The sequence below is a fragment of the Chryseobacterium sp. genome (assembly GCF_041914225.1).
GTDB lineage: Bacteria > Bacteroidota > Bacteroidia > Flavobacteriales > Weeksellaceae > Chryseobacterium.
On the sequence record NZ_JAYSDT010000003.1, the window covers coordinates 96,773 to 118,899 of the forward strand.

The 22,127-nt window shown below is 38.4% G+C and carries 18 protein-coding genes; 2 read left to right on the forward strand and 16 right to left on the reverse strand.

Features of this window, described 5'->3' with window-relative positions:
- Positions 1-3 precede the first annotated feature (3 nt).
- Positions 4-1,113, reverse strand: a complete 1,110-nt coding sequence (locus ACE3RB_RS02360) for an aminotransferase class I/II-fold pyridoxal phosphate-dependent enzyme (RefSeq protein ID WP_374462717.1) — start codon at positions 1,111-1,113, stop codon at positions 4-6.
- Entirely contained in the window at positions 1,106-1,729 is a 624-nt protein-coding gene (locus ACE3RB_RS02365) for a hypothetical protein (RefSeq protein WP_374462718.1), read from the reverse strand. The genes ACE3RB_RS02360 and ACE3RB_RS02365 overlap by 8 nt, the downstream gene beginning before the upstream one ends.
- Before the next feature lie 66 nt (positions 1,730-1,795).
- Between ACE3RB_RS02365 and ACE3RB_RS02370 the strand changes: the two genes are divergently transcribed.
- The gene (locus tag ACE3RB_RS02370; protein ID WP_374462719.1) at positions 1,796-3,286 is read left to right on the forward strand and encodes a PLP-dependent aminotransferase family protein; all 1,491 of its coding nucleotides are present in this window, start codon (positions 1,796-1,798) and stop codon (positions 3,284-3,286) included.
- Between the two features lie 347 nt (positions 3,287-3,633).
- Here ACE3RB_RS02370 and ACE3RB_RS02375 read toward each other — a convergent pair whose 3' ends face one another.
- From ACE3RB_RS02375 to ACE3RB_RS02420, 10 genes are read right to left on the reverse strand one after another with little or no spacing between them, the layout of a single operon-like run.
- Positions 3,634-4,821 (reverse strand): PepSY-associated TM helix domain-containing protein, encoded by a 1,188-nt coding sequence (locus tag ACE3RB_RS02375; protein ID WP_374462720.1) that lies wholly within the window; start codon positions 4,819-4,821, stop codon positions 3,634-3,636.
- A gap of 2 nt (positions 4,822-4,823) precedes the next feature.
- Positions 4,824-7,241: a TonB-dependent siderophore receptor gene (locus tag ACE3RB_RS02380; protein WP_374462721.1), complete on the reverse strand. Its 2,418-nt coding sequence runs from the start codon at positions 7,239-7,241 to the stop codon at positions 4,824-4,826.
- Positions 7,228-8,616, reverse strand: a complete 1,389-nt coding sequence (locus ACE3RB_RS02385) for an AMP-binding protein (RefSeq protein ID WP_374462722.1) — start codon at positions 8,614-8,616, stop codon at positions 7,228-7,230. Before ACE3RB_RS02385 ends, ACE3RB_RS02380 begins: the two co-directional genes overlap by 14 nt.
- Before the next feature lie 4 nt (positions 8,617-8,620).
- Positions 8,621-8,866, reverse strand: coding sequence for an acyl carrier protein (locus ACE3RB_RS02390; protein ID WP_002979498.1), 246 nt, complete (start codon positions 8,864-8,866; stop codon positions 8,621-8,623).
- A 1-nt stretch (position 8,867) separates the two neighbouring features.
- Positions 8,868-10,271 (reverse strand): MATE family efflux transporter, encoded by a 1,404-nt coding sequence (locus ACE3RB_RS02395; RefSeq protein ID WP_374462723.1) that lies wholly within the window; start codon positions 10,269-10,271, stop codon positions 8,868-8,870.
- Positions 10,268-12,079 (reverse strand): IucA/IucC family siderophore biosynthesis protein, encoded by a 1,812-nt coding sequence (locus ACE3RB_RS02400; RefSeq protein WP_374462724.1) that lies wholly within the window; start codon positions 12,077-12,079, stop codon positions 10,268-10,270. Before ACE3RB_RS02400 ends, ACE3RB_RS02395 begins: the two co-directional genes overlap by 4 nt.
- Before the next feature lie 6 nt (positions 12,080-12,085).
- Entirely contained in the window at positions 12,086-13,402 is a 1,317-nt protein-coding gene (locus ACE3RB_RS02405; protein ID WP_374462725.1) for a lysine N(6)-hydroxylase/L-ornithine N(5)-oxygenase family protein, read from the reverse strand.
- The gene (locus ACE3RB_RS02410; protein ID WP_374462726.1) at positions 13,395-13,865 is read right to left on the reverse strand and encodes a GNAT family N-acetyltransferase; all 471 of its coding nucleotides are present in this window, start codon (positions 13,863-13,865) and stop codon (positions 13,395-13,397) included. Before ACE3RB_RS02410 ends, ACE3RB_RS02405 begins: the two co-directional genes overlap by 8 nt.
- A gap of 11 nt (positions 13,866-13,876) precedes the next feature.
- The gene (locus ACE3RB_RS02415; RefSeq protein ID WP_374462727.1) at positions 13,877-15,814 is read right to left on the reverse strand and encodes an IucA/IucC family protein; all 1,938 of its coding nucleotides are present in this window, start codon (positions 15,812-15,814) and stop codon (positions 13,877-13,879) included.
- Entirely contained in the window at positions 15,786-17,312 is a 1,527-nt protein-coding gene (locus ACE3RB_RS02420; RefSeq protein WP_374462729.1) for an aspartate aminotransferase family protein, read from the reverse strand. Before ACE3RB_RS02420 ends, ACE3RB_RS02415 begins: the two co-directional genes overlap by 29 nt.
- A gap of 216 nt (positions 17,313-17,528) precedes the next feature.
- Here ACE3RB_RS02420 and ACE3RB_RS02425 point away from each other — a divergent pair, with 216 nt between their 5' ends.
- Positions 17,529-18,626: a TauD/TfdA family dioxygenase gene (locus tag ACE3RB_RS02425; RefSeq protein WP_374462730.1), complete on the forward strand. Its 1,098-nt coding sequence runs from the start codon at positions 17,529-17,531 to the stop codon at positions 18,624-18,626.
- A 281-nt stretch (positions 18,627-18,907) separates the two neighbouring features.
- On the opposite strand, the gene ACE3RB_RS02430 is transcribed toward ACE3RB_RS02425, so the two are convergent.
- The 4 genes from ACE3RB_RS02430 to ACE3RB_RS02445 all read right to left on the reverse strand — a co-directional run bounded on the left by ACE3RB_RS02430 (position 18,908) and on the right by ACE3RB_RS02445 (position 22,095).
- Positions 18,908-19,720 (reverse strand): alpha/beta hydrolase, encoded by an 813-nt coding sequence (locus ACE3RB_RS02430; protein WP_374462731.1) that lies wholly within the window; start codon positions 19,718-19,720, stop codon positions 18,908-18,910.
- A gap of 159 nt (positions 19,721-19,879) precedes the next feature.
- On the reverse strand, positions 19,880-20,455 hold the full coding sequence (locus ACE3RB_RS02435) for a Crp/Fnr family transcriptional regulator (RefSeq protein WP_374462732.1): 576 nt from the start codon (positions 20,453-20,455) through the stop codon (positions 19,880-19,882).
- 97 nt (positions 20,456-20,552) lie between these two features.
- Positions 20,553-21,074 carry a GNAT family N-acetyltransferase gene (locus ACE3RB_RS02440; RefSeq protein WP_374462733.1) on the reverse strand — a complete coding sequence of 174 codons (522 nt, stop codon included), beginning with the start codon at positions 21,072-21,074 and terminating at the stop codon, positions 20,553-20,555.
- 124 nt (positions 21,075-21,198) lie between these two features.
- Positions 21,199-22,095: a S41 family peptidase gene (locus ACE3RB_RS02445; RefSeq protein ID WP_374462734.1), complete on the reverse strand. Its 897-nt coding sequence runs from the start codon at positions 22,093-22,095 to the stop codon at positions 21,199-21,201.
- Positions 22,096-22,127: the final 32 nt, after the last annotated feature.

Consider the following 22,127-nt stretch of genomic DNA (forward strand, 5'->3'; position numbering starts at 1 on the left):
ACTTTACATAAATTCTTTAATAATTCCTGTCAGTTTCATAATTTCTTCTTCTGTATTAAAGCTGTGAAGACATATCCTCAGCCGTTCACTTCCTTCTTTTACCGTTGGGCTGTATATGGCATAGGTTAAAAAACCTTCCTCTGATAAAGTATTCTGCACTGCTTTAAGTTTTTGATTATCGGGGATGATAATAGCCTGGACCGGACTTGTTCCTGCTGATGGTGATTGGAGATTTTGGCTTCGGAAAATTCTGATATTGTCCTGAAGTTTTATCGCCTGATCATGGCTTTGATCTAAAAATTCATATCCGGTTTTTATGCTTATCCATTGGAAATCCTGTGCTGATGTTGTGTAAATGAACGGACTTGCAAAATTGATCAGATAAGATTTCACCGTTTCATTACAAAGAATTGCTGCGCCATGGCTTCCAAGAGCTTTTCCGTAAGTGATAACTGCTGCTGAAACCTGATGTTGTAATTGATACTTTTCAATCAATCCATATCCAAAAACTCCGAAAGCGTGGGCTTCATCAACAATTAAAGAGGCTTTATACCGTTTTGTAATCGCTGTAATTTCCTTAAGAGGAGCAAAATCTCCTTCCATCGAATACAGGCTTTCGATAGCGATATAACAATGTCCTTCCTGTCTTTTTAAAATATTTTCAAGGTCTTCAGGATCATTGTGTTTGAACTTCAGTTTTTTAACATTCGAAAGTTGACATGCATCATGTACCGACCGATGAATCTGTTCATCTACAATCACTGTATCATGGCGGTTGGGAAGCGTAGAAAACAAAGCCAGATTCGCATTATATCCTGACGGGAAAAGTAATGCTGATTCAAAATGATGTTTCTGAGCAATATAATTTTCCACGGAAACTGCAATATCGCTGTTCCCGCTAATTAACCTTGAACCTGTACTTCCGGAAAGCAATTGAGGATTTTCCACAATTTTCTCCAGCAGGATATTTTGAAGCTGTTTGTTTCGCGCAAATCCCAGATAATCATTGGAATAAAAATCAATTCCATCAGATTGAAGCCTTAACTGCCTTAATGTTCCTTCAGCTTTCCTTTTGTCTAGGGATTCCTGAAAACGGGAAGTATTGCTAAGCATAATGTAACCGGGCTACTTCTTCTGTAATCGCATTCATCCACTCTTTATGCAATTCTTTTTCTATGGTCAGAATATGGTCTGCATGGTGTTTCCAGTCTGGCAAAAATTCATTCAGCTGATGAATCATTTCTTCCAGATGTCCTTCTTCTTCAAGGATAATAGATTTTACCATGATTTTAGAAGAAGCTTCAGTAAGTACCTGTTGATAGACAGGGTAAAGTTCATCTGCCCGGACCTCAATCGCATAGGTTACAAAAAGATAGGCAGCATATTTAATATCTGTTTTATCAAGATTAAAAGCTTTCTGAAGGTAGCGGCAGGCTTTTATATCCAGTGAGTGAAGATATTGGCTTGTTGCTATAGGAGCCAGAAGTTCTGTGCTTTCGTAGGTTTTGCATAACTCAGGATCTATTTTCCCGATCTGTTTTTTCAGGTAATAAGCGTGGCGGTGCTCTTCAGCAGCATGTTTCAGCTGGATTTGAGAAACCAGAGTTGGATGTTCACATTTTGATATTTTTCTGGCACCGGCATTTTCCATGAAAGAAAGTGTATTGAGCCATTTGGCATGGGTACTTCCGTCCTGTACTATTCTTTTTAACAGATGATGAAATTCCATAGATTTTTATTTTGATGTCAAAAGTAGTATATTGCCGGATGGTTACGTGGTGCCAGTTTTGATATTATGGATAGTCCGGTTAGAATTCCCTATGAAAGTTTTATAAAGATTGACAGAAAATCAGAAACGTCTATCTATTTACAGATCGCGAATCAATTGATCAATGCGATTCAAAGAGGCTTTTTACCTTTTGGGACGAAACTTCCCGGGACAAGAACCTTCAGCGAAATGCTGGAAATCCATAGAAATACAGCGGTTGCGGTTTATGATGAACTGTCGGCGCAGGGCTGGACAGAGAGTTTTCCGAACAAAGGAACTTTTGTGATTGGAAAAGATCAGGAAAAACCAGTGAAAGTGAACGATTTTGAGCAAAATAACCTTCAGAATTATCCAATAAAGACTGGTTTTTCATTCAAAACATCCAATATTTTAGATAATCCTTTTGAACATTCGGATTGTGAATATGTCTTTAATGATGGCGTTCCGGATATCCGTTTAACGCAAATCGGACAGCATTCCCGGTTTTACAGCTCTATTTTGAAACGTAAGTCCAATCAGAAAGCTTTTGGACATTACAATCATGACGGAAGTGAATTTTTTAAAGAACATTTATCCCAATATCTGAATCTTTCCCGCGGACTTCCTATTTCCAAGAATAACCTTCTTATTACCCGAAGTACGGAAATGAGTATTTATATTGTTTCCGAGATTCTTCTTTCTGCCGGTGACACTGTATTGGTGGGCGCTTTGAGCTACTTTTCAGTCAATATGATCTTTATGAAAGCCGGTGTTGACATTGTTTCGATTCCCATTGATGAAGAAGGAATTATAGTGGAAAGTGTCCGTGAAGCCTGTAAAAAGCAGAAAATACGGATGCTTTATCTCACTCCGCATCACCACTATCCTACTACGGTTGCCTTGAGTGCTCAAAGACGTTTCGAGTTGCTGGAACTGGCCAATGAATACGGATTTATTATCCTGGAAGACGATTATGATTATGAATTTCATTATGATAAAAGTCCGATTCTTCCCTTAGCCAGCGCTGATACCAACGGAATGGTGATCTACATCGGTTCTTTTGGGAAATCCCTGGCTCCCGGATTCAGAACAGGGTTTATTGTGGCTCCGGAAAACCTGATGACAGAAATGCGTAAATACCTGGGAATTATAGACCGTCAGGGCGATATTCTGATGGAAAGAGCACTTGGAGAAATGATCGCAGAAGGTGAAATCAACCGTTATCTGAAGAAATCTTTAAAAGTCTATCAGGAAAGGCGTGATTATTTTTCCGGATTGCTGGAAGAAAATCTTGGTGAGTTTATCTCTTTTGAAAAACCTTCCGGAGGGCTTGCCATATGGCTGGAATGGAATATTCCGCTGAATCTGATGCAGCTGAGCAGGAATTGTGCAAAAGACAATCTTTTTATTCCTAAAACATTGTTGTATCAGAATAAAGATCTTACGGCAATGCGTTTGGGGTTTGGAGATTTGAATGTTGAAGAGATGAATAAGGGAATTGAGATGTTTTCAAAAAACGTGAAGGGATTGATTGGTTGATTTATAATCAATTGCATATTTCTTGGTTGGAAAACGCAAAGGCGCAATTGAGATGAAGAGAACTTGTTTTAAGGCGCAAGGATTTTATCTTTGATAAAATTGATACTGGATAATATGACGTTTTAACCTTTTAAATTTAACCACAAAGTCACAAAAGTTTTTAAACACTTAAGTTTTTTAAGCTAAAATTCATACATAATAAAGTACACCTAAGTTTTTAAAATCTTTGATTTTCATCTTATATAAACTGTTCTGCGGTATTATTTTAAACTTATTTAAACGGATAAAATAAATCTTTTGTGACTTTGTGGTTTAAAAAAGTAAAAGCCCCTTCCCAGAGGCTTTTATTAATGATGAGAAGGATAAACTATTTTGTTTTTCTGATGCTTCGGTTTCTTCTTTTTTCTGTTTAAATAAATAATAAAACCGGTGATGGGAAGCGAAGTTGCGATAACAGCTGTCAGAAAATAAAATATTCTGCCTATTAATCCCAAAATACTTCCGGTGTGAAGATCATAGTTTCTTTCTCTTAAAGCGGTTCCGTACCCGATGTTTTGGTTTTTATATGATTGAGATTTTACAATACTTCCTGAATACTGATCAAAATTAAACTGTTCGTTTCTGTATTGTCTTCCGTCATAGGTAAGCTCAGCATAATAAGTACCTTCTTCTGATCTTGGAAAATTGATAAGCGCAGATCTTTTGTCTTTCAATCCTTTTTCCATGGTATTTCCAACCAGATTGAGAATATGTTCCCGGTTTGAAAATTCTTCGGAAGGAATGATGCTTTTGACTTTCTTTTCTGTGGGAGAGTTTCCATTTAATGCATTCTTTATCCATTTGTCTGCATCCTCAAAACTCCATATCAAAGCGGAATAAGAAATAATAAGCAAAGGAATCACGGAATAAAATCCCAGCACATTATGAAGATCATAATTGATTCTTTTCCAGTTGGCGGATATTTTAATGAAAAACATTCCTTTCAGCATGCTTTTACTCATTTTACGGGGATACCATATCACTAGCCCTGAAAAAAGAATGATCGCCAACACCAGTGTGGAATAACCGGTAATTGTTTTTCCTATTTTCTCACCCAGCAAAAGCCTTCTGTGAAGATCCAGTACAATTTCAAAAAAATCCTTTTTGGCATCTTCTACTTCCTGTACTTTTCCGGTATAAGGATCTACGTAGATTCGATAATAATAGATATAAGTTCCCCAATAGGTCCATGCTTGGTTGTCCATTTTAAGGGTTCGGAATATATAGGTTTGCGCAGGATCGGAAGGAATTATTACCCTTTTGACCTTCAACCCTTCGGGAAGAGCTTTTTCTGCTTTTTTCGTAAGTTCAGATAGTGAAAGCCTTTTTTGTCCGATATTTTCAACAAAATATCTGTTGGGGTGAACAATATGTTTTAATTCTTCTTCAAAAGAAAGGATACATCCGGTAGCTGCCATAATAACAACGATAAGCCCGGACGTGAGTCCGAGCCATAGATGTAGCTGATAGGCAATTTTTCTCAACTTTAATTTCATCCTTAAAATTTAAAGCTTACCTCAGCAACGAAATTACGAGGCATCTGCGCGACTATCACTCCCTGCCCTGCAAAATACTGTACATTGCCCAGGTTATTCATTTTAAATCCTAGTCTGTATCTTTCTTTTTCAAGGGAAATAGAAGCATTCATTAAAGTGTAGGCAGGAAATGCAAATTGTCCGGTAACCACTTTATTTCCGGTAATCTGCTTTCCAACACGGTTTACCCCGAAACCTACTCCTAATCCCTGAAGTCCTTTGATCGGAAGGATATAACTGATCCATGAATTGAATACATTCGCAGGACCTGCAGATTCCGGACGGCGCCCGTCTACAGCAGGATCAGCTTTTTCATATCTGCTGTGATTGTAGGCATATCCGGCCATGATATTTAATCCCTGAACAGGATTCATGATGGTTTCTATTTCAATTCCTTTGCTTCTTTGCTTTCCGTCCTGAACAACAATATTGTATTCTTTTCCGTCACGGATCACTCCGGTTCCTCTCTGTATATTGTCGACAAGGATGTCGTAATATGAAACGGTAAAATTAACCTTGTTTCTCCAAAGGTTTCCTTTCAATCCTACTTCCCACTGGTTGGCCATCTGAGGTTTCATATCTCCGCTAATGTCCGGAAGCTGTTGTGCAACAGGTGCCGTATAGCTGAAACCATTCATATAGTTACCATAGGCAGATAACTGGTCTTTTAGGATTTGATATACAATTCCTGCTTTTGGAGACCATGCAGTCTGATTAAAATCTCCCGTACGGATATTGGTATTCAGGTTCAGCTGTCCTTTACTTTCATAGTGATCCATACGTAAGCTTAAAAGCGTGATCAAACGGTCTGTAATATAGGTGACATTTGAAATATAAGCACCATAAAGGTTGGATGAAGAGTTATTTCTTACCAAAGGCGCTGTTGAAGTCTGAATTTTCTGCAGCACAAGATCTCTGGTGATGTTGGCATATCCTGCTAAAGTTTGTCCGTTAATGTTATCATATACCACGATCGGGGAATGATTGTTATTGATAGATTGGTTTAAATAATCTAACCCGATCAACACTTTGTTTTTAATTTTTCCAATATTAAATTCTCCGGTGAAATTCTGCTGAATACTTGTAGAAGAAGCTTCTGAGTTCTGCCACTGCACATTACGTTCCAGCATGGCATCACTTGTATTTCCCCTGATAAACTGATATTGGTATAAACCTTCTGTCTTTCTGAAGTTTCTTGAAATCAAAGTCTGTGAAGTCCAATGATCTGAAATTTTGTAATTCGCTTCAGCTTTTACATTGATCGAAGGCGCTTTTAAAGTAATATCATTATTAGAATAAGACTTTTTCCAGTCGAAGCCAAGTTCATCAGGATTATGGGCAAAATAGGCTCTTGTTCTCGGAAGGAAAATAATCGGTGTATTGGTTCCTTCATAATTATAGATCTGAGCTCCTAAATTGAACTTCAATCTGTCATTTACTTCATAGCTTATGGTAGGAGCTACAAAGAAAGACTTTCTGAATTCTGAATCCCTGAATCCATTCTGATACTGATACGCTGCATTCAAACGGAATAACATATTTCTGGATTCTGTAATAGGTCCGTAAACATCAGCTGTGACACGGTTCAGATTATAGCTTCCCATCAGATAAGACGCTTCTCCTCCGAAATAGTCTTTCGTTTTTTTGGTTACAGCATTAATCAAACCTCCAAACGAAGTTACCGCACCTCCATACAATGTTCCGGATGGGCCTTTGATCACTTCCAGACGTTCAATGTCGGCGGGATCTATCTCACCATTGGTATTAGCCGGCAGACCATCTACCATGGATACTTTGGTAGGAAAACCTCTGAGGCTGTAGTAGAAACTTCCGTCTCCCGAACCTCTTCCCGGGCTTCCCTGCATTTTTACCATACCCGGAACGTTTTTCAATACTTCCGAAATATCGTAAGTAAGCTGTTCTTTCATGATCTGCTGGTTGATGCTTGTATAAGCCTGTGGATTTTCAAGAGCTTTCAAAAGCATTTTGGCCACTGAAGTGCTGTCCTTATCCAAAAATTTATTTCTGCTCACTGCATATACGGTAATTCCCTCAATCACATTATTGTGTAACGGGGCGTAGATCGCAGGAATCTCATAGACATCTTTCTGAATATGGATGGGCTCCCTCATCAGTTCGATGTCATTTAAAACCACCTGAAGCGTATATTCTCCAGGTGGCACATTTTCAAAGTAATATTCTCCTGAATTATTGGTTTTTGCCTGATAAGACGTGTTGATAAGCCTTAAAACAGCGTTTTTTACCGGTGCTTTTTCAGACAGCATGATTTTGCCATGAATCCTGTCGCCCTGTTGTGCAGAAAGCGGGTTGGAAGATAAAGCAAGACCAAGAAGTAATATAAGGGTTTTAGATGTTTTCATGCTGTAATTTTTGTAACAGGGGATAGTTTATTTTACCGTTTTGTGATAATGGGAATGTGTCTATACGTTCTGTGCGTACATATTGAGGGTTGATACGCAGCTTATTTTTAATGGTTTCGGTGATGACCAGAGGATCAATATCCGGATTGTCATACAGCACAACGATTTTTTTATCATTGGCATTCAGGCATACGAAGGTATTGCCCTGCATTTCATTTTTAAGAATGAATTCTACCTCATCCAGATTCAGGCGTATTCCGAAAAGCTTCATGATACGTTTTATCCTTCCTGTGATATAATACATTCCGTTTTCATCTTTTCTCGCGGTATCTCCGGTATGCAGTACGGAAGGCTGCTCATACGTCGTCAGATCTTCCAGTTTATTAGCATAACCACCAAAAATACTGACATGTGAAAAGAGAAGCTCATCGGTTTCAGGATCAATTCTGAAACTTCCGTTATGTACAGGCGTTCCGATTGAGGTTTCTCCTTCCAGCAATCCTTCTGTAGTAAGATAAGCCATTCTTCCACCTGCTTCGGTCTGCCCGTATTGTGCAAAGAAATCTTTTTTAAATTCATGGCAGTAAGAGAAAATAGTCTTTCTCAATTCAGCATTGATTACGCCTCCGGTATGGGTAAAATACCTCAGGTTTGGAGAATCTTTCCTGAAGAATCCTATTCTGTTCAGGTTTTCATAGAGAAAGGGAACTCCGCCTAAAGTGCTGTAGCCGTACTCCTCCATTTCGTCCCAGAATGCTTTCTGCATAATGTCTTTATCCGTGCAGACAATTCTTCCGGCACGCATGCAGTTGGTGGTGAAAATAGAGAATCCGTATACAAAGTTGATCGGAACGTTTAAAGGAACTACATCCGTTTCCAGAATCGGCATATACTGAAGGATACTCAAAGCGTTCTGGTAAAGACTTTCATCAGATAATTTAACCAGCTTCGGTACACCTGTCGTTCCCGAAGTACTTAGAAGGATTTTGATGTCAGGATGAATGGTAACTTCACTCTTATAATCATCCTTTGCAAAGATGCTGATGTTGTCTGAGAATTCTTTCAGGCTGTATCCTTCAATTTTTTCCCTTTGCGGATCAAAGATGTATTTCGGGCGGTATTCTGCCTCAATACGCTCTTTGAATTCCTCATGCAGTTTCTGTCCAAATAACGCAATGGTGAGCGCTGTTCCGTAAAAATTGAGGAGCGCCTCAATACTTGGCAGCTGATTATCATTGTATAAAAAGATCAGCCCTTTTTCTACCGGGTTTAAGCCTAAAGTACGGTACAGTGTTCCCACCGGTATTGTTGTACCGGTGGAAGCATCTGTGAACGCCAGGTTCTTATTGGCAATTACATTTTCTAAAATTTTCATAGGCTTAATTTTCTACGAATACATCGTATTTTTTCATTTTTTCACGAATCTTGCCGACGGTTCCCATCTCAAGAATATCGTTAAAATCAAACTTTATCTGATAAAACTGTTCAAGCGCTTCTACGATCAGAAGATGGGACATGGAATCCCATTCCGGGATTTCCTGATACGTTAGTTTTTCATCTACCAGTTCTTTTTTTATAGCGATGGCAGAGGCAATAATTTCATAAAATTCTTCTGTAGTGTTCATTTTAAATTTTTATAGTTTTCCATTTTCCATTTCTAAAAATTATCAGGAATAGTACAGCCAAAACAATCTCCGAAGAAACGATAGCGGTAAATATTCCTGTCAGTTCCCAATGAAGTCTTACCCCTAAGAGATAAGCCATAGGAAGCTGAATCACATAAAACATGATAATATAAAGCAGGGTAACCTGCATGATATTTCCGGCTGCATTCAAGGCGCGGCTGATCACCATGGTGAATCCTAAGAGCAGATAAGCCATAGAAACCACATGGATATACTGCACCGCATATCCTGCAACTTCCGGTTCTGTAGTGAAAAATTTCACCACATATTCAGCAGCAATCTGCCAGAATAAGGCTACAATGACCAGATAAGTCATGTTGATGGTTCCTGCTCTCCAGACTGTTTTTTCTGCACGTTCCGGTTCTCCGGCACCCAGATTCTGGCCTGTAAGTACTCCTGCTGCATTTCCTATTCCCCAGGCAGGCATTGTTGCGACAGAAGCAATACGCTGGGCAATAATGTATCCTGCCAGCGCTGTTGTTCCGAAGGTAGAGATGATCTTCACCATAATCAGCCAGCTGGACGTGGGAATAATATACTGAACCAATCCTCCAAAGGCGAGTTTCAGAATCTTCTGCAACAATGGAATATCAAGCTGAAAAGGAACTCTGATGCTGATGCTGGTTTTTCCTGTGGCGAATATGAATGCCTGATATACAACTCCTAATGTCCTTGATAAAACCGTAGCATAGGCCAATCCCATCAATCCGGAAGCAGGAATAAATCCTAACCCGAAAACAAGGATCACCGCAAAGATGATATTGGAAATATGGCAAATCCAAAGTGATTTCATGGCAATATCTGCATCACCGGCACCTCTGAAAAGTCCATTTACCGAAAGACGGAGAATCACAAGCCCGATACTTAAAAACACCAGTCTTGAAAAAGAAATTCCATCCGTTACCGTACTGGCATTGACGCCAAGGAAATCAACAATTTCAGCGGAGAAATAACAGGACATACCACCAATCAACAAGGCAAAAAACAGGGCGAGCAGGATAATATACTGAGCTGTTCTGCCCATTCCTTCTTTATCTTTTTCACCCGCTCTTCTTGCAATAAGTGTAGCTGCTGCGATACCAAGTCCTACTGCGATGGCATACGCAAAATTGATGTAGTTGTCTGTGATCCCTACAAGTCCCAGTACTTTATCTCCTAATCTGGCAATAATCAGCAGGTTGACACTTACAAAAACAGATTCCATTACAAGTTCCATCACCATAGGAATGGCAAGGCTAAAGATGGAACGGTTGATACTTCCGGAAGTCAGCTCAACTTTCTTTCCGGCTATGGCTCCATACGTAAAAACCGCTCCTTCTTTTACTATATGCAGGAATTTCCTCATACTGCTGCTACTGAATTTTTATTAGCAATCTGATACAGAGGGTTAGGCAGTGCTCCGTCTTTTCTCGGAATGGCAAATGCCTTGTTTTCACTGTAACCTTTGTTTTTCAGACGCAGACTGTTGATATAGAATCTTTTGAATGCCGGCACATACAGGTCATACTTTTCGTATCGTTCCTGAAGGTGGGTATTCTCCGCTTTATAATTTTCTACACAGTTGTGAACAAGCTCCCAGAATTTCTCTTCCTTAAAGTTGGAATACGTATGCAACACATTAGACAGATATCTGAAAAATGCATCAAAGACGCCAAGCAAAATGAACAACGGGATATTTTCTTTGTTGGAAGACTGAATTAAACCGTCTGCAAGGTGTGCAGGAAGCTTTTCTCTGGCTTCTGTGGTTAAAACGATATCATCTACAAAGTCTTTGATCACAATTCTCTGCGGAACTCCGTTTTTCAGAACCACCATAATATTTTCGCCGTGTGGCGTTACACATAATGAATGCGTGTAATAGATATGTAGCAAAGGCGTAAGATAGGCATCAAGATAACTTTCAATCCATTCTTTGATATCCACACCTGCTTTTTCTGCAAATGCCTGAACTAATGGAATTCCGCTTTCGTCTACATAGAGTAAAGAAGCCATGGTAACCATTTGCTCATCCTCTTTCAGATAGTTTTCAGCACTTTCTCTCCATAATGCCCCGAGGAATTCATTATATTGGTAAGGAACACTGGCAATAGCACCGTATTGTGGGTGCTGATAAGTGATGGCAGCTTCTTCTCCTAAGAAAATAGTTTCTTTCTTCTCCAGATAAGCATCATCTTTTATTAACCCTTTTACCCAATCTGTAATGGCGGGAGCAATTTTCATTTGCTTAGGCGATAATCCTCTGATATTTCCTGTACTCAGAATAGAAACCGCTGTTTTCAGGTATCTCTTTTTAGGATGATCTACATTGAATAAAGTACGGATACTCTGCTGCGGACTGTAGGTATCACTTCCCTCTCCCAGCTGGATTAAAAGCCTGGAAGCAATATCCCCGGCAAAATGAATCTGAAGCTTATGCTCCCACTGCCATGGATGTACAGGAATAAAATGATAGTCTTCAACATTTTTACCTTCATTAATCAGTTTTTGTTGAAAATCATTATATAAATCCTCTCCTATTTCAGAACGATAAAATTGCTCTTGGTCAATATGTTCCAAAGCCTGTAATGACGATCTGCTTTTATGGGAAGCCAGCCAGATTACTTTTAAATTCTCATCTGCTTCAGGGGCAAATGTTTTCAGATCACGTGGAGAAAAACCCAATCGGCTTTTGTTCACAATAACCCACGGATGTCCGGTCATGTTGTGCTCCACAGTCTGGTAATCAGCATCCGCAAGGTCTTTTGAAGACATTACTCCTTTGGATAAAATAAAAGCATCACAATACAGCGTATGCAGTAATTCTTCCGTATATCTTGCAATGGTATAAGGATCTAAATCAAAAACAGACTGCATTTCCAGGAAAAATGCCGCAACATCTACCGAAGGCTGGTCTTCACCGTTTTCGGTTTTTATAATGCTGTCTTTATCAATATGCCAATAATCCATCATCCTTTCCTGGCCGCGGAAGTGGTATGAAATATTTTCAAATCCTGTTTCTAGTTTGAAAACGGTATATCCTTCTTTATCTTCAAAAGCTATCACAGGTTTCAAAAGCTCTTCGTGCATCAGTTCTGCGATGGTTTTGGCCATTAGGTTTCTGTTGGCCTGATTCCAGTTTTCCTGGCTTACTGTATTTTTTAAGTTGGTGTTCATTGTTAATTAGATTTTGGCAGTTGGTAAATCAGCATATTTTTCGACATCGAAATCCTGGAAAGCAATTTTCTTTTCAATGGTATAATGCTCTCTTCCCAGAATATCATTAATGATGTAGGAATTACGGTAAGCAGCCATTCCCAGATCGGTAGAAATATAGCTGTGGGTATGTACTTCGGCATGAAGCACATAGATTTCGCCACCGTTGTGATCTATGGAGTAATTCCTGTTCACATCAAACAATCCGCTGGAATCTCTCTTTATTCTGTCTTGAATGTTCTTTAGGAATGCAGGCTCGTGGTAACGGTATCCTGTTCCCAGAATCAGATAATCCGCTTCCTGATCATAAGGAACTTCCTGTTCAAGTTGTGTGAATTCAAGGTTGATGAAATCAGGATTGCTGTTGTCTACTCTATTCAGCTGGCTGTTAGGGATAATTTTAAGATTAGGATCAGCGTTGTCAATGTTCAGATCATAAATGAAATCGTAGATATCATTGATCAGATCGTAGTTGATTCCTTTAAACTGAGCTTGCTGCTTGCTTAAAATCGTTTTTCTTGCAGATTCGCTTCTGTTGTAGAAATAATCAACATAATCCGGTGAAGTAAGTTCCAGTGTCAGTTTAGAATATTCCATAGGGAAAAATCTGTCTGGCCGGGAATACCACCCCAGCTGCGTTTCATCATTTCTGTTTTGAAGAAGGTCATAAAAAACCTCTGCAGCACTTTGGCCAGAACCGATAATCGCAATTTTCTTTCCCTGAGATATCAGTTCCTCTTTTCGATACAGATAAGAACTTGTATGAATAATTCTGGAATCATCTTTCGGAACAAAAGAAGGAATATGAGGCTGTGTCCCCGTTCCTAAAATCAACCTTTCCGTTTTAAAAACAGTTGTTTCTTTTGTTTTGGTGTGAATGGCCGTTACATGATATAAACCTTCTTCATAAGTGATATCCACTACCTGCGTTGAAAAACAGCACTGCGGAAGCTGTTCAATGACCCATTGACAGTAGCGGTTATATTCTTTTCTCGGAATGAAAAAGTCTTCTCTGATAAAGAACTTATACAGTCTTCCGGTTTCCTTCAGATAGTTCAAAAGGCTTAAAGGATTCGTTGGGTCGGCCATGGATACGCAGTCGCATAAAAATGGAGTCTGCAGGGTTACATGGTCGATCATTAATCCCGGATGCCAGTCGAAACCATCTCTCTGGTCAAGAAAAAGGGCCTTCAGTTCCGGAATCGGATTGGATAATGCGGCAAGTCCCAGATTGAATGGTCCAATACCTATGCCTATTACATTGTATACGGCTTCGTTAGTCATTCTTTGTGATGTTTGTGGTGATTTGTACCTCTTTATTTTGTGGGAATTTTTCCCAGTACCATTCTCTGTAACAGAAGTTCAGATTGGCTTTTTTATGAGGCATTTCTATTACTTTATCTACTTTGAAGCCTACGTGGGCTTTGTTCATCATAGAAGCGAGAGAGTCTACGGATCCTTCGCCTACCATTTTTCCTACTTGTGGCTGCGCAAAAACATAATCAACCATAGATTGTGTGGATGGAGATACAAATTTCTTTTTAGGATCAGTAGGTGCAATAAACTGGTGCGTTCCGTAATCTGTAGGTAATACGTCATAATAATCTCCCACAATATCTCTGCAGGCCCAGTACACTTCAATATTACAGGATGGTTCATCGTTTCCGGCAATGATATAGCTGTGGGCTTCATCACCCGGAAGCATGAGTCTGTAATACGTTTCCAGTTCGTCAATAGGCCAGTTCATCTGCCAGATTTTCACGGAATGTTCACGGAATGTTCACGGTTGAACCATTCATGAAGCATTTCAAGGTCATTTTCCAAATTTATAGGGCGCATGCTCATGGTCACATCTTCTTTCTGGAAATACCTTTTAAAGAAGATTTCTGTTCCCTGAGGATGAATCAGCTGATCTGAGAAGAAATGTTTGTGAAGAAGGTTCGGAACTTTAGCATAAGAAATTGATGAAGCATTCACACCGCCGTCTACATCAGACACCGCCGACTGAAGGTTTGATTTTACGGCCCAATATCTTTGATTCAAAGCATAATCCGTTAAAGATGATGGCTCAGACTCATGAAGATTTTCAAATTCTCTGTACAGAATATGGATCAGTTTTCTTTCTTTTACCAGGCCTGTTTTACCTATGGAAGCGATCAGTGCGCTCAGATTACTCACCAGAAGATGGTGGGAAATAATGTCCAGAAGACGCTCATCCCTAATGAAAAGATCTTCAATTTCAGGATAATTTTTGATCAGGGATTCATATTTTCCTTTAAAGCTTTCTTTGATCAGATACCCTTGTCCGTCTCTCACATAAATAGATTGAGGAAGAAGTTGATGATCCAATTGTACAAGCAGATTCTGCTGATGGACTTCCGGAGCCATTCCCAATTGATTATACAATCTGTTTAATGGTGAAAGCAACAGATTTATGTATTTTTCAAACCAGATAATGGCTGCCTTTTCCGCATCCAGCCCCAATTGATTGGCAACATTTTTAAAGAAATGGGTTGTAAAATTGAAACCCTCTGTGGATTCATCCTGACAAAGTCTTGCCAATAAAATGACTTTATCTTCAGTTGTAAAAGGATTTTCACGGAGCAGAATATTCAGACTGTCCATATTTTTTCCTTCATAATGAACACTTAATGTGGATGGTTCCAGCAATACTTTAAAATCCGGGAAACTTTGTTCAAAGGAAGCCTTTACATTTTGCCACCAGATTGCCGAAGCATATCCTCTGTTGAGATCTTTTAAACTGTTTGTTCTTACAGAGCCTGTCATTAACACATGCAGAGAAAATTTCAGCATCCAGCTGAAGTCAGGATTGTATACCGTTCTGATAGAAGATGTTGCATAGAAATCTTCTCCCAATGGCCCGATATGAATAATTTTCCCGGAACCGAGCATTTCAGGATATTCTTCTGTTGATAAAAGATATTGTGCTTCCCATGGATGACAGGGAACAATGTAAAAATCATTGATGTTTTCAAAATCGTAACTTTCTGGTATGGATGTCCATTTTTCAAAGATTTCTTTTGCAGAAATTCCCGGAAGAGATTTTTCCGTGATGCAGTCTTTATGAATCAGGAAATAGTCCAGCTGAAATCCTTTCCCGAATTCGGGGCTGTATAACAACTGTTCTTCCTCAGAAAATCCCATTCTTGATTTGGTGAAAGGATGCAGATTGTGTCCGGCAGGAAGCATTTGCTCAGATTCAAGAAAAGAATAGGTTAAAAGCTGATCATCTTGCAGACAGGCTTCTGTGGTCAGTTCAAGGTTTCTTAAGCTGCTTTGAATTCTTTCTGCAAATTGTTTGAATCCGCTTTCATTGGCAGTCTCTGAAAATTCTTTGTAAACCAATTCTGTCAGTTTTTGGTCATTAACTTCAAAAACTTCTTGATTTTGGTGGTCTACAGCCCACAAAGCAGATCCGTATTCATGAAAAAGAGTTTCGGAACGGTAAGAAACCGGAGCAAATAAAAACAGTCCGCTTTTTTTCATTTCAAATCTCATGTGCAGTGGATAATCACTCTTCTGAAGAGCTTTTGCTGTGAGAAGATCATATTTCGGAACGCCCTGATAGAATTTTCCGTTTCCCAGTTCTCTCAGCATTCCGTTCAGCAGAATTCTGAAAGTAATTTCCCGGGCTTTTTCTCCTGTTTTATTTTTCTGTATTAAAGTCTTTTCCATGATTTTTGATTGTGGTGAGAATCTGATGAATGTCTTCTGTCGTGGTAATCGGGTTCAGGAAGGTGAATTTCAGATAGAAATTTCCGTCAACCTTTGTACTGGCTACAAGGATTTCTCCGCTGTAGAACAGTTTCATCTTGATGTATTGATTCAGGGCATTCAGATCACTGATTTCCGGTCTTACATATCTGAAAACAAGAACACTTAAGTCTGAATCTGAAAGAAGTTCAAAATCGGCATCTTCAGTGATCATTGCTGCAGCATCTTTCGTAAGATCAATCACAGTATCTGTATATTCTGCCAGCTGTTCTTTGCCCATCATTCTAAGGGTAAACCAAAGCTTTAAAGCATCAAATCTTCGGGTACTTTGAGTAATGGATTTATTGATCTGTGCCGGAATTTCCTCCTCGTCCATTTCTTTCGGATTCAGATAATCGGCGTGATGTTTTAGAATCAACAGTTCTTTCTTGTTTTTAACAATAAAAGCACTGCTGCTGATGGGCTGGAAGAATGATTTGTGGTAATCAATCGTTACAGAGTCGGCTCTTTCAATGCCATTGATCAAGTCACGGTATTTTTCACTTAATAATAAAGCACATCCATACGCTGCATCTACGTGCATCCAGATGTTATAATGCTCTGCAATATTCGCGATATCTTCCAGTGGATCAATGTTTCCAAAGTCTGTAGTTCCGGCTGTCGCTACAATACCAATAGGAATATTTCCTAACTGCTCTTCTCTTTTAATGTATTTCTTCAAAAGAGAGATGTCCATACGAAAACGGTCATCTGTTGGAACTTTAACGATGCTTTTCTCTCCCAGCCCCATTATAGAAGCATTTTTCAGGTTACTGAAGTGAGATTTATCTGAAACAAATATTCTGAAACGGCTTGCCTCCACTGGAAGACCATCCATTTTAATATTGTGATGATATCTTTTCTGAGAAAAACAGTCACGCATCATCACCAATCCCATTAAGTTGCTCTGTGAGCCTCCTGCTGTGAAAACGCCATCGCTTTCATTTGTATTGTATCCAATCTGACCCGCAGTCCAGTCAATGAGTTTTCTTTCCATGAAAGTTCCTCCGGCGCTCTGATCATAAGTATCCTGTGAAGAATTGATGGCACTTACAAGGATTTCGCCAGCCAATGCCGGAATTACTACAGGGCAGTTTAGGTGAGCCACATATTGTGGAAGGTGAAAAGCCGTGGCGTGTTTTACATAGATTTCGTCTACTTCTGCCAGAAGCTCATTATAATTGGATAATTTTTGATTAAGATCAATCTGTTGTACCATTCCTTTCATTGTTTGGGCTTTTATGCCGCTGAATGGTTTATTATTCCTGTAAAGAAATTCCCGGACAAGGTCTAAAGTACTGTTGACAGCATTACGATAATGATCATAATTGTCAGGATGAAAAATATTCCCAAAATTCCCCGAAATTTGAGGTGAAGTTGTGCTTGCCAGCTCTTCAAGGGATATTAAATTGTTGTTCATAAAAGTTTTGTAATGTGATTTTTTTAATCTGTGAATTGTTGTGGTTTTTTCGATATATGATTATATATATCTGATAGTCAGGTTTTTAATTTTTACATTTTTTATTATATTTTATTTGGTGGTTGCGAAATTATTACTAAATTTGACTCGATTATTGTTATTTAGAATAATTAAAAACAAAGATAAAAATTATTATTTAACACCAAATTTTTTTTAATGAATTCTACAGAAATTTTAGATAAAGACAGTTTAACAGCGGTAAAACTGCTTCCTACGGTCATAGAAGTTACCCCACAGGAAAGAAGAATGATAAAAGATGCAGCAGTACATCTTCAGAAAAAATATGACACTTATGAAAACCGTGATTTTATAAAGCATGTACATCAGCTGGCCTCTTATTTCTTACCGGAAAGAATTTTAAACATAGCAGCTGATTTTGCGAGTGACTTTTCTGAAAATCAGTATGGGGCGCTGATCTTTACAGGTTTGATGGACATTGATCAGGAGGAAATAGGTTCTACCCCACCGAACTGGCAGTCGGCAGATTATTCAAAATTTAACTTATATGGTTTTGCGTGTGCCCTTATCCATGGAGCACTTCCCTCAAAACCTGTACAATATTATTCACAGCGTAAAGGCGGTGGTCTGATTCATGCGATTATCCCTGATGAAAAAATGAAGGAAACACAGACCGGATCAGGGTCTGCAACCGATTTATATGTACACACAGAAGATGCTTTTCTGAAACATCAGGCTGACTTTTTAAGCTTTATGTATGTCCGAAATGAAGAGCAGGTACCTTCAACTCTTTATTCTATCCGTTCTCATGAATCGATTGGGGAAAATTATAAGCCTCTTTTTGAACCTATTTATAAAATCCCGAAAGATGCTAACCTGGAAACGGGAAGCAGTGAAGAAGAAACCCTGGATTCTGTATTGTATGGCAATACCAATCTTCCTTTTATGCGATTTGATGCGGCGGAACAGCTTTTCAATGCCAGCATAAGACAATCTGATGAAGCTCACAATACACTGCATGAATTCTGGGAAGAAGCCAGACATCTGATTTATTCGGGATTTACGCCTCAGGCCGGAGATGTTATTCTGGTTAATAATCATTTATGCGCTCACGGAAGATCAGCTTTCCGTGCGGGAGTAAGAAATATTGATGGTATAGAACAGCCGTGCGAACGAAGAATCATGCTTCGGATGATGAGTAAAGTGAGCCTAATCGATATGAGAGCGCATACCCTTACGGAAGATCCGTTTTTTGTCATAGAAGAACATCTGGGTAAAAACTTTCAACATTTTTAGATGCTGATGGGTTAGCATTTTTGAATATTCAATCAATCAAAATCCTTTTTGGGTATGGCTCAAAAAGGATTTGTGTTTGTCTTATATTTTCAAAATTACTTGATTTTCTATAAGTTTTGGCTAAAGCCAATATTACATTAACAATAGAAAACAAGCGGTCTAAAGTCCGCTTCTATTGATATAAAAACTAATCAATATTCAATAGGAACGGGCTTTATCCCGTTTAATAATTAAATATAAAGTCCAAATGGCTTTAGCCAAAACCTAATGACCATATATAGTTATTGTTTAAAAAATCTGTCAAATAATGACAACTGCTCAGACAATGATCTGCTCCAGTATTCCGGAACATGTCCTCCCAAAGATTCCGTGTAGAGGTGCTGGATCTTCATTTCTGTCAGCTTTTTATGAAAATTTCTGTTCATATTGATCATTTGAGTATCTTCCGTTCCACAGTCGAAAATATATTGCTGATCTGCTCCGGCCATCAGTTTTATTTTGCTGTCGGTCAGGAAAGCCGGATTCAAAGATTCCAATGGTCCCAGAACCTTATTCACCATATACTTCTGATAGCCTTCTCCGAATGAGTTAAAATCCAGGGCTCCACAAGAACTTCCTACAATACCGAATGTTTTGTTATAAGTAACTCCGATATTCGTTGCACCATAGCCACCCATGCTCCATCCCATAATTCCGCGGAATTTTTTCTCAGTTTTCACAGGATAATGTTTATCAATGAATTCTACCAGCTCTTTTCCGATAAAAGTCTGATATTGCGAATCTTTAACAATCGGGCTGTCTACATACCACGAACTGTAGTTGCCATCAGGAAGTACATAAATGGTTTTGTACTCCTGTGCTTTTTTAACCAGATCAGGAATATCCTGCTTGATAATTCTGTCCGGATTACCGCTGAAACCATGAAGAATATAAACAGACGGATATTTTGTATCAGGCTGAAGATTTGGGGTGATGATCACTGTTTTGATCTTTTTATTCATTTTCGGACTGAAAATTTCCTGATGAATAATTTTTTGTGCTGATAGCTGAATAAATACAGTCAGAACACATACAACGTTGATAAGCTTTTTCATACTGAAAAGTGTTTAATTAATAATAGCACAGGTATATTTTCCTAAACATATAGTATACCAATGACCTTTAGACAGGACAAAATTGTGAAATTAAAAAAGGGAAAGCCTCAACATATGTTGAAGCTTTTGTACATTTATTTTCCGTTAATATTTAGAATCTCAGCTGATTTCTTTTTTTATCCGGCTGAGCTGTGTAGGTGTAATCCCCAGATAAGAAGCAATGTGATGTTGTTTTAACCTGTTATAAAGAGAGGTATTTTCAAGCAATTGCAGATATCGTTTTTTAGCTGTTTCGTATTTGAGGGAAACTTCCAGAGGTTCTTTGTTTACCACCCAGTTTTTTTCAAGATAGTACATATGAAAAAGGGCAAGGTCATGATGCTTTTCAAGCAATTCCCGATAGGCTTTTGCAGGATATTGTATTACAGAACAATCTTCCAGCGCAATGATATTAAAGTCACTGGGTTCATTTTTTATGATGGCAGCTGTAGAAGCAACAAAGCTGTTTTCTTCAAAGAAGATTTTGTAAATATTATTTCCCTGTTCATCTGTTGTGTAGTACCCTATTAATCCAGACTTAAGAAAATAATAATACCTGGCCATGGCACCGGATTCCAGCAGAAGATCATTTTTATGGTAGTATTCTTCCGTACAGATATCCAATAAATCTTTAATGGTTTCATCAGATAAAGGATAATAGTGATTAATATGTTTTGTAAATTCTGAATGGTTCATTTTGATATTTAGAAGGTATAAAGAATAGTATTACATAATCATCTGTGAAAATCTGTGTAATCAGTGGTTAAATACAATCTTTCTATTTTGAAGAAAATTAATCCAATACTTTTTTCATCATCAGATCCATCTGTTCTTCTTCCCCGAGCCTGAAAATATGTTTGTCAAATTCAACAAATCCGTTTTTACTGTAGAAATTGATAGCCCTAAGATTTTTCTCCCACACTCCAAGCCAAAGGTATGATTTACCAAGCTGCTGAGCCGTTTCCAGAGCTTGATTATAAAGAAGCTGTCCCACTTTTTTCCCGTGATGGCTTTTCTTTACATAGATCCTTTCAATTTCCAGGCTGGTCTCGTCCTGAAGCTCGGTCTGAGCCTTCCCGGAATTCACTTTCAGATAACCTACCGGATTGTCTTCCTCCCAGGCAATATAGAAAAGAGAATCAGGATTATTCAGTTCTGATTTTATTTTTTCCGTATTAAAGCTGTCTTCCAGATATTTTTCCATTGCCTCTTCAGTATTATCTTCTGCAAAGGTTTCAGTGAAAGTCTGTATACCAATATTTTGCAATGTTTCGAGATCTTTTTCTCCGGATTTACTAATGATTATCGATGACATATTGTGTATTTATTGTTCTAATTTATTAATAAGATTTTTTATTTCAGGCAAGGTAAGTTCTGTTTTTGTACCTGTTGCTAAAATATTTTTTAAAATTGCACTATGGGCAGTTTTTAAAGCATCTTCACTTTTTTACTTCCTGGTCAGGGATTACTCCAGTATGTTCCCAGTTCTTACCAGTTGCTAAAGAGGTTATTTTTCCTGCCGGAACAAGCAGTAAATATTGATTTTGAACCATAAAATGATCTACAGGGTTGGCTGCACCACCTGTTTTTTCACCAATTACCTCGGCAAGTTTATATTGCTGTAAAAAGTAGGCAACAGCTTCTCCGGCCGAAAAAGTTTTTTTACTGGTAAGAATATAAATCTTTTTATGAAGGTATTTCTGTCCTGAAACTTTGGTTTGAGTACTGTCGGTAACCGTTTTCTGATCATGTCTGAACCAGGTGGTATAAAGATCTGTTTTCTGATCAAAAAAATAGCTTAAAAACAAAAGAAGCATCCCGTTTTCTCCTCCGCCATTCTCTCTGAGATCAATAATCAGGGAATGGGTATTCGCAACAAAATCCATAGTGGCAGCCAATGTTCTTTCGCTGGCTTCAGGAGAGGCAAAACCTTTGTAATTAATGTACCCTATATTACCCGGAAGCCGTTGAACGGTTTCAAACCCAAAGTTTTCGAGACGGTTGTTCTCATTGTTTAATGTCTCTCTTTCTTTTTCACTCATCTGTTTTTCAGGAATATAGTTATCGAGATATTTAACAAAAAAATGTTCATCTTTAACGGTGGTTCTCAGTTTTTGGGTAAGAAGTGCTGCAAAATCCTTTTTATTGAGCTGGTTAAATGTCCCTTTTTTCAGTTCACTTTGAAATAAAGAGTCCACTTTTTTATAAGTTTCTTTATCAATATAATGACTTTTTACTTTTTCTGTAATATCAGAGAGTACTGCTGAAATATCATTTTTCTGGGCAGCAGTGAATAAGGAGATAAAAAAGCAGGCCCTAATACATATTTTTTTCATTGAAATAAAGATTTAATATTTCAGCAAATGTA

Coding starts and splice junctions, on each gene's coding strand:
- ACE3RB_RS02360 (WP_374462717.1), bottom strand. CDS start 1,113: ATGCTTAGCAATACTTCCCGTTTTCAGGAATCCCTAGACAAAAGGAAA.
- ACE3RB_RS02365 (WP_374462718.1), bottom strand. CDS start 1,729: ATGGAATTTCATCATCTGTTAAAAAGAATAGTACAGGACGGAAGTACC.
- ACE3RB_RS02370 (WP_374462719.1), top strand. CDS start 1,796: ATGGATAGTCCGGTTAGAATTCCCTATGAAAGTTTTATAAAGATTGAC.
- ACE3RB_RS02375 (WP_374462720.1), bottom strand. CDS start 4,821: ATGAAATTAAAGTTGAGAAAAATTGCCTATCAGCTACATCTATGGCTC.
- ACE3RB_RS02380 (WP_374462721.1), bottom strand. CDS start 7,241: ATGAAAACATCTAAAACCCTTATATTACTTCTTGGTCTTGCTTTATCT.
- ACE3RB_RS02385 (WP_374462722.1), bottom strand. CDS start 8,616: ATGAAAATTTTAGAAAATGTAATTGCCAATAAGAACCTGGCGTTCACA.
- ACE3RB_RS02390 (WP_002979498.1), bottom strand. CDS start 8,866: ATGAACACTACAGAAGAATTTTATGAAATTATTGCCTCTGCCATCGCT.
- ACE3RB_RS02395 (WP_374462723.1), bottom strand. CDS start 10,271: ATGAGGAAATTCCTGCATATAGTAAAAGAAGGAGCGGTTTTTACGTAT.
- ACE3RB_RS02400 (WP_374462724.1), bottom strand. CDS start 12,079: ATGAACACCAACTTAAAAAATACAGTAAGCCAGGAAAACTGGAATCAG.
- ACE3RB_RS02405 (WP_374462725.1), bottom strand. CDS start 13,402: ATGACTAACGAAGCCGTATACAATGTAATAGGCATAGGTATTGGACCA.
- ACE3RB_RS02410 (WP_374462726.1), bottom strand. CDS start 13,865: ATGAACTGGCCTATTGACGAACTGGAAACGTATTACAGACTCATGCTT.
- ACE3RB_RS02415 (WP_374462727.1), bottom strand. CDS start 15,814: ATGGAAAAGACTTTAATACAGAAAAATAAAACAGGAGAAAAAGCCCGG.
- ACE3RB_RS02420 (WP_374462729.1), bottom strand. CDS start 17,312: ATGAACAACAATTTAATATCCCTTGAAGAGCTGGCAAGCACAACTTCA.
- ACE3RB_RS02425 (WP_374462730.1), top strand. CDS start 17,529: ATGAATTCTACAGAAATTTTAGATAAAGACAGTTTAACAGCGGTAAAA.
- ACE3RB_RS02430 (WP_374462731.1), bottom strand. CDS start 19,720: ATGAAAAAGCTTATCAACGTTGTATGTGTTCTGACTGTATTTATTCAG.
- ACE3RB_RS02435 (WP_374462732.1), bottom strand. CDS start 20,455: ATGAACCATTCAGAATTTACAAAACATATTAATCACTATTATCCTTTA.
- ACE3RB_RS02440 (WP_374462733.1), bottom strand. CDS start 21,074: ATGTCATCGATAATCATTAGTAAATCCGGAGAAAAAGATCTCGAAACA.
- ACE3RB_RS02445 (WP_374462734.1), bottom strand. CDS start 22,095: ATGAAAAAAATATGTATTAGGGCCTGCTTTTTTATCTCCTTATTCACT.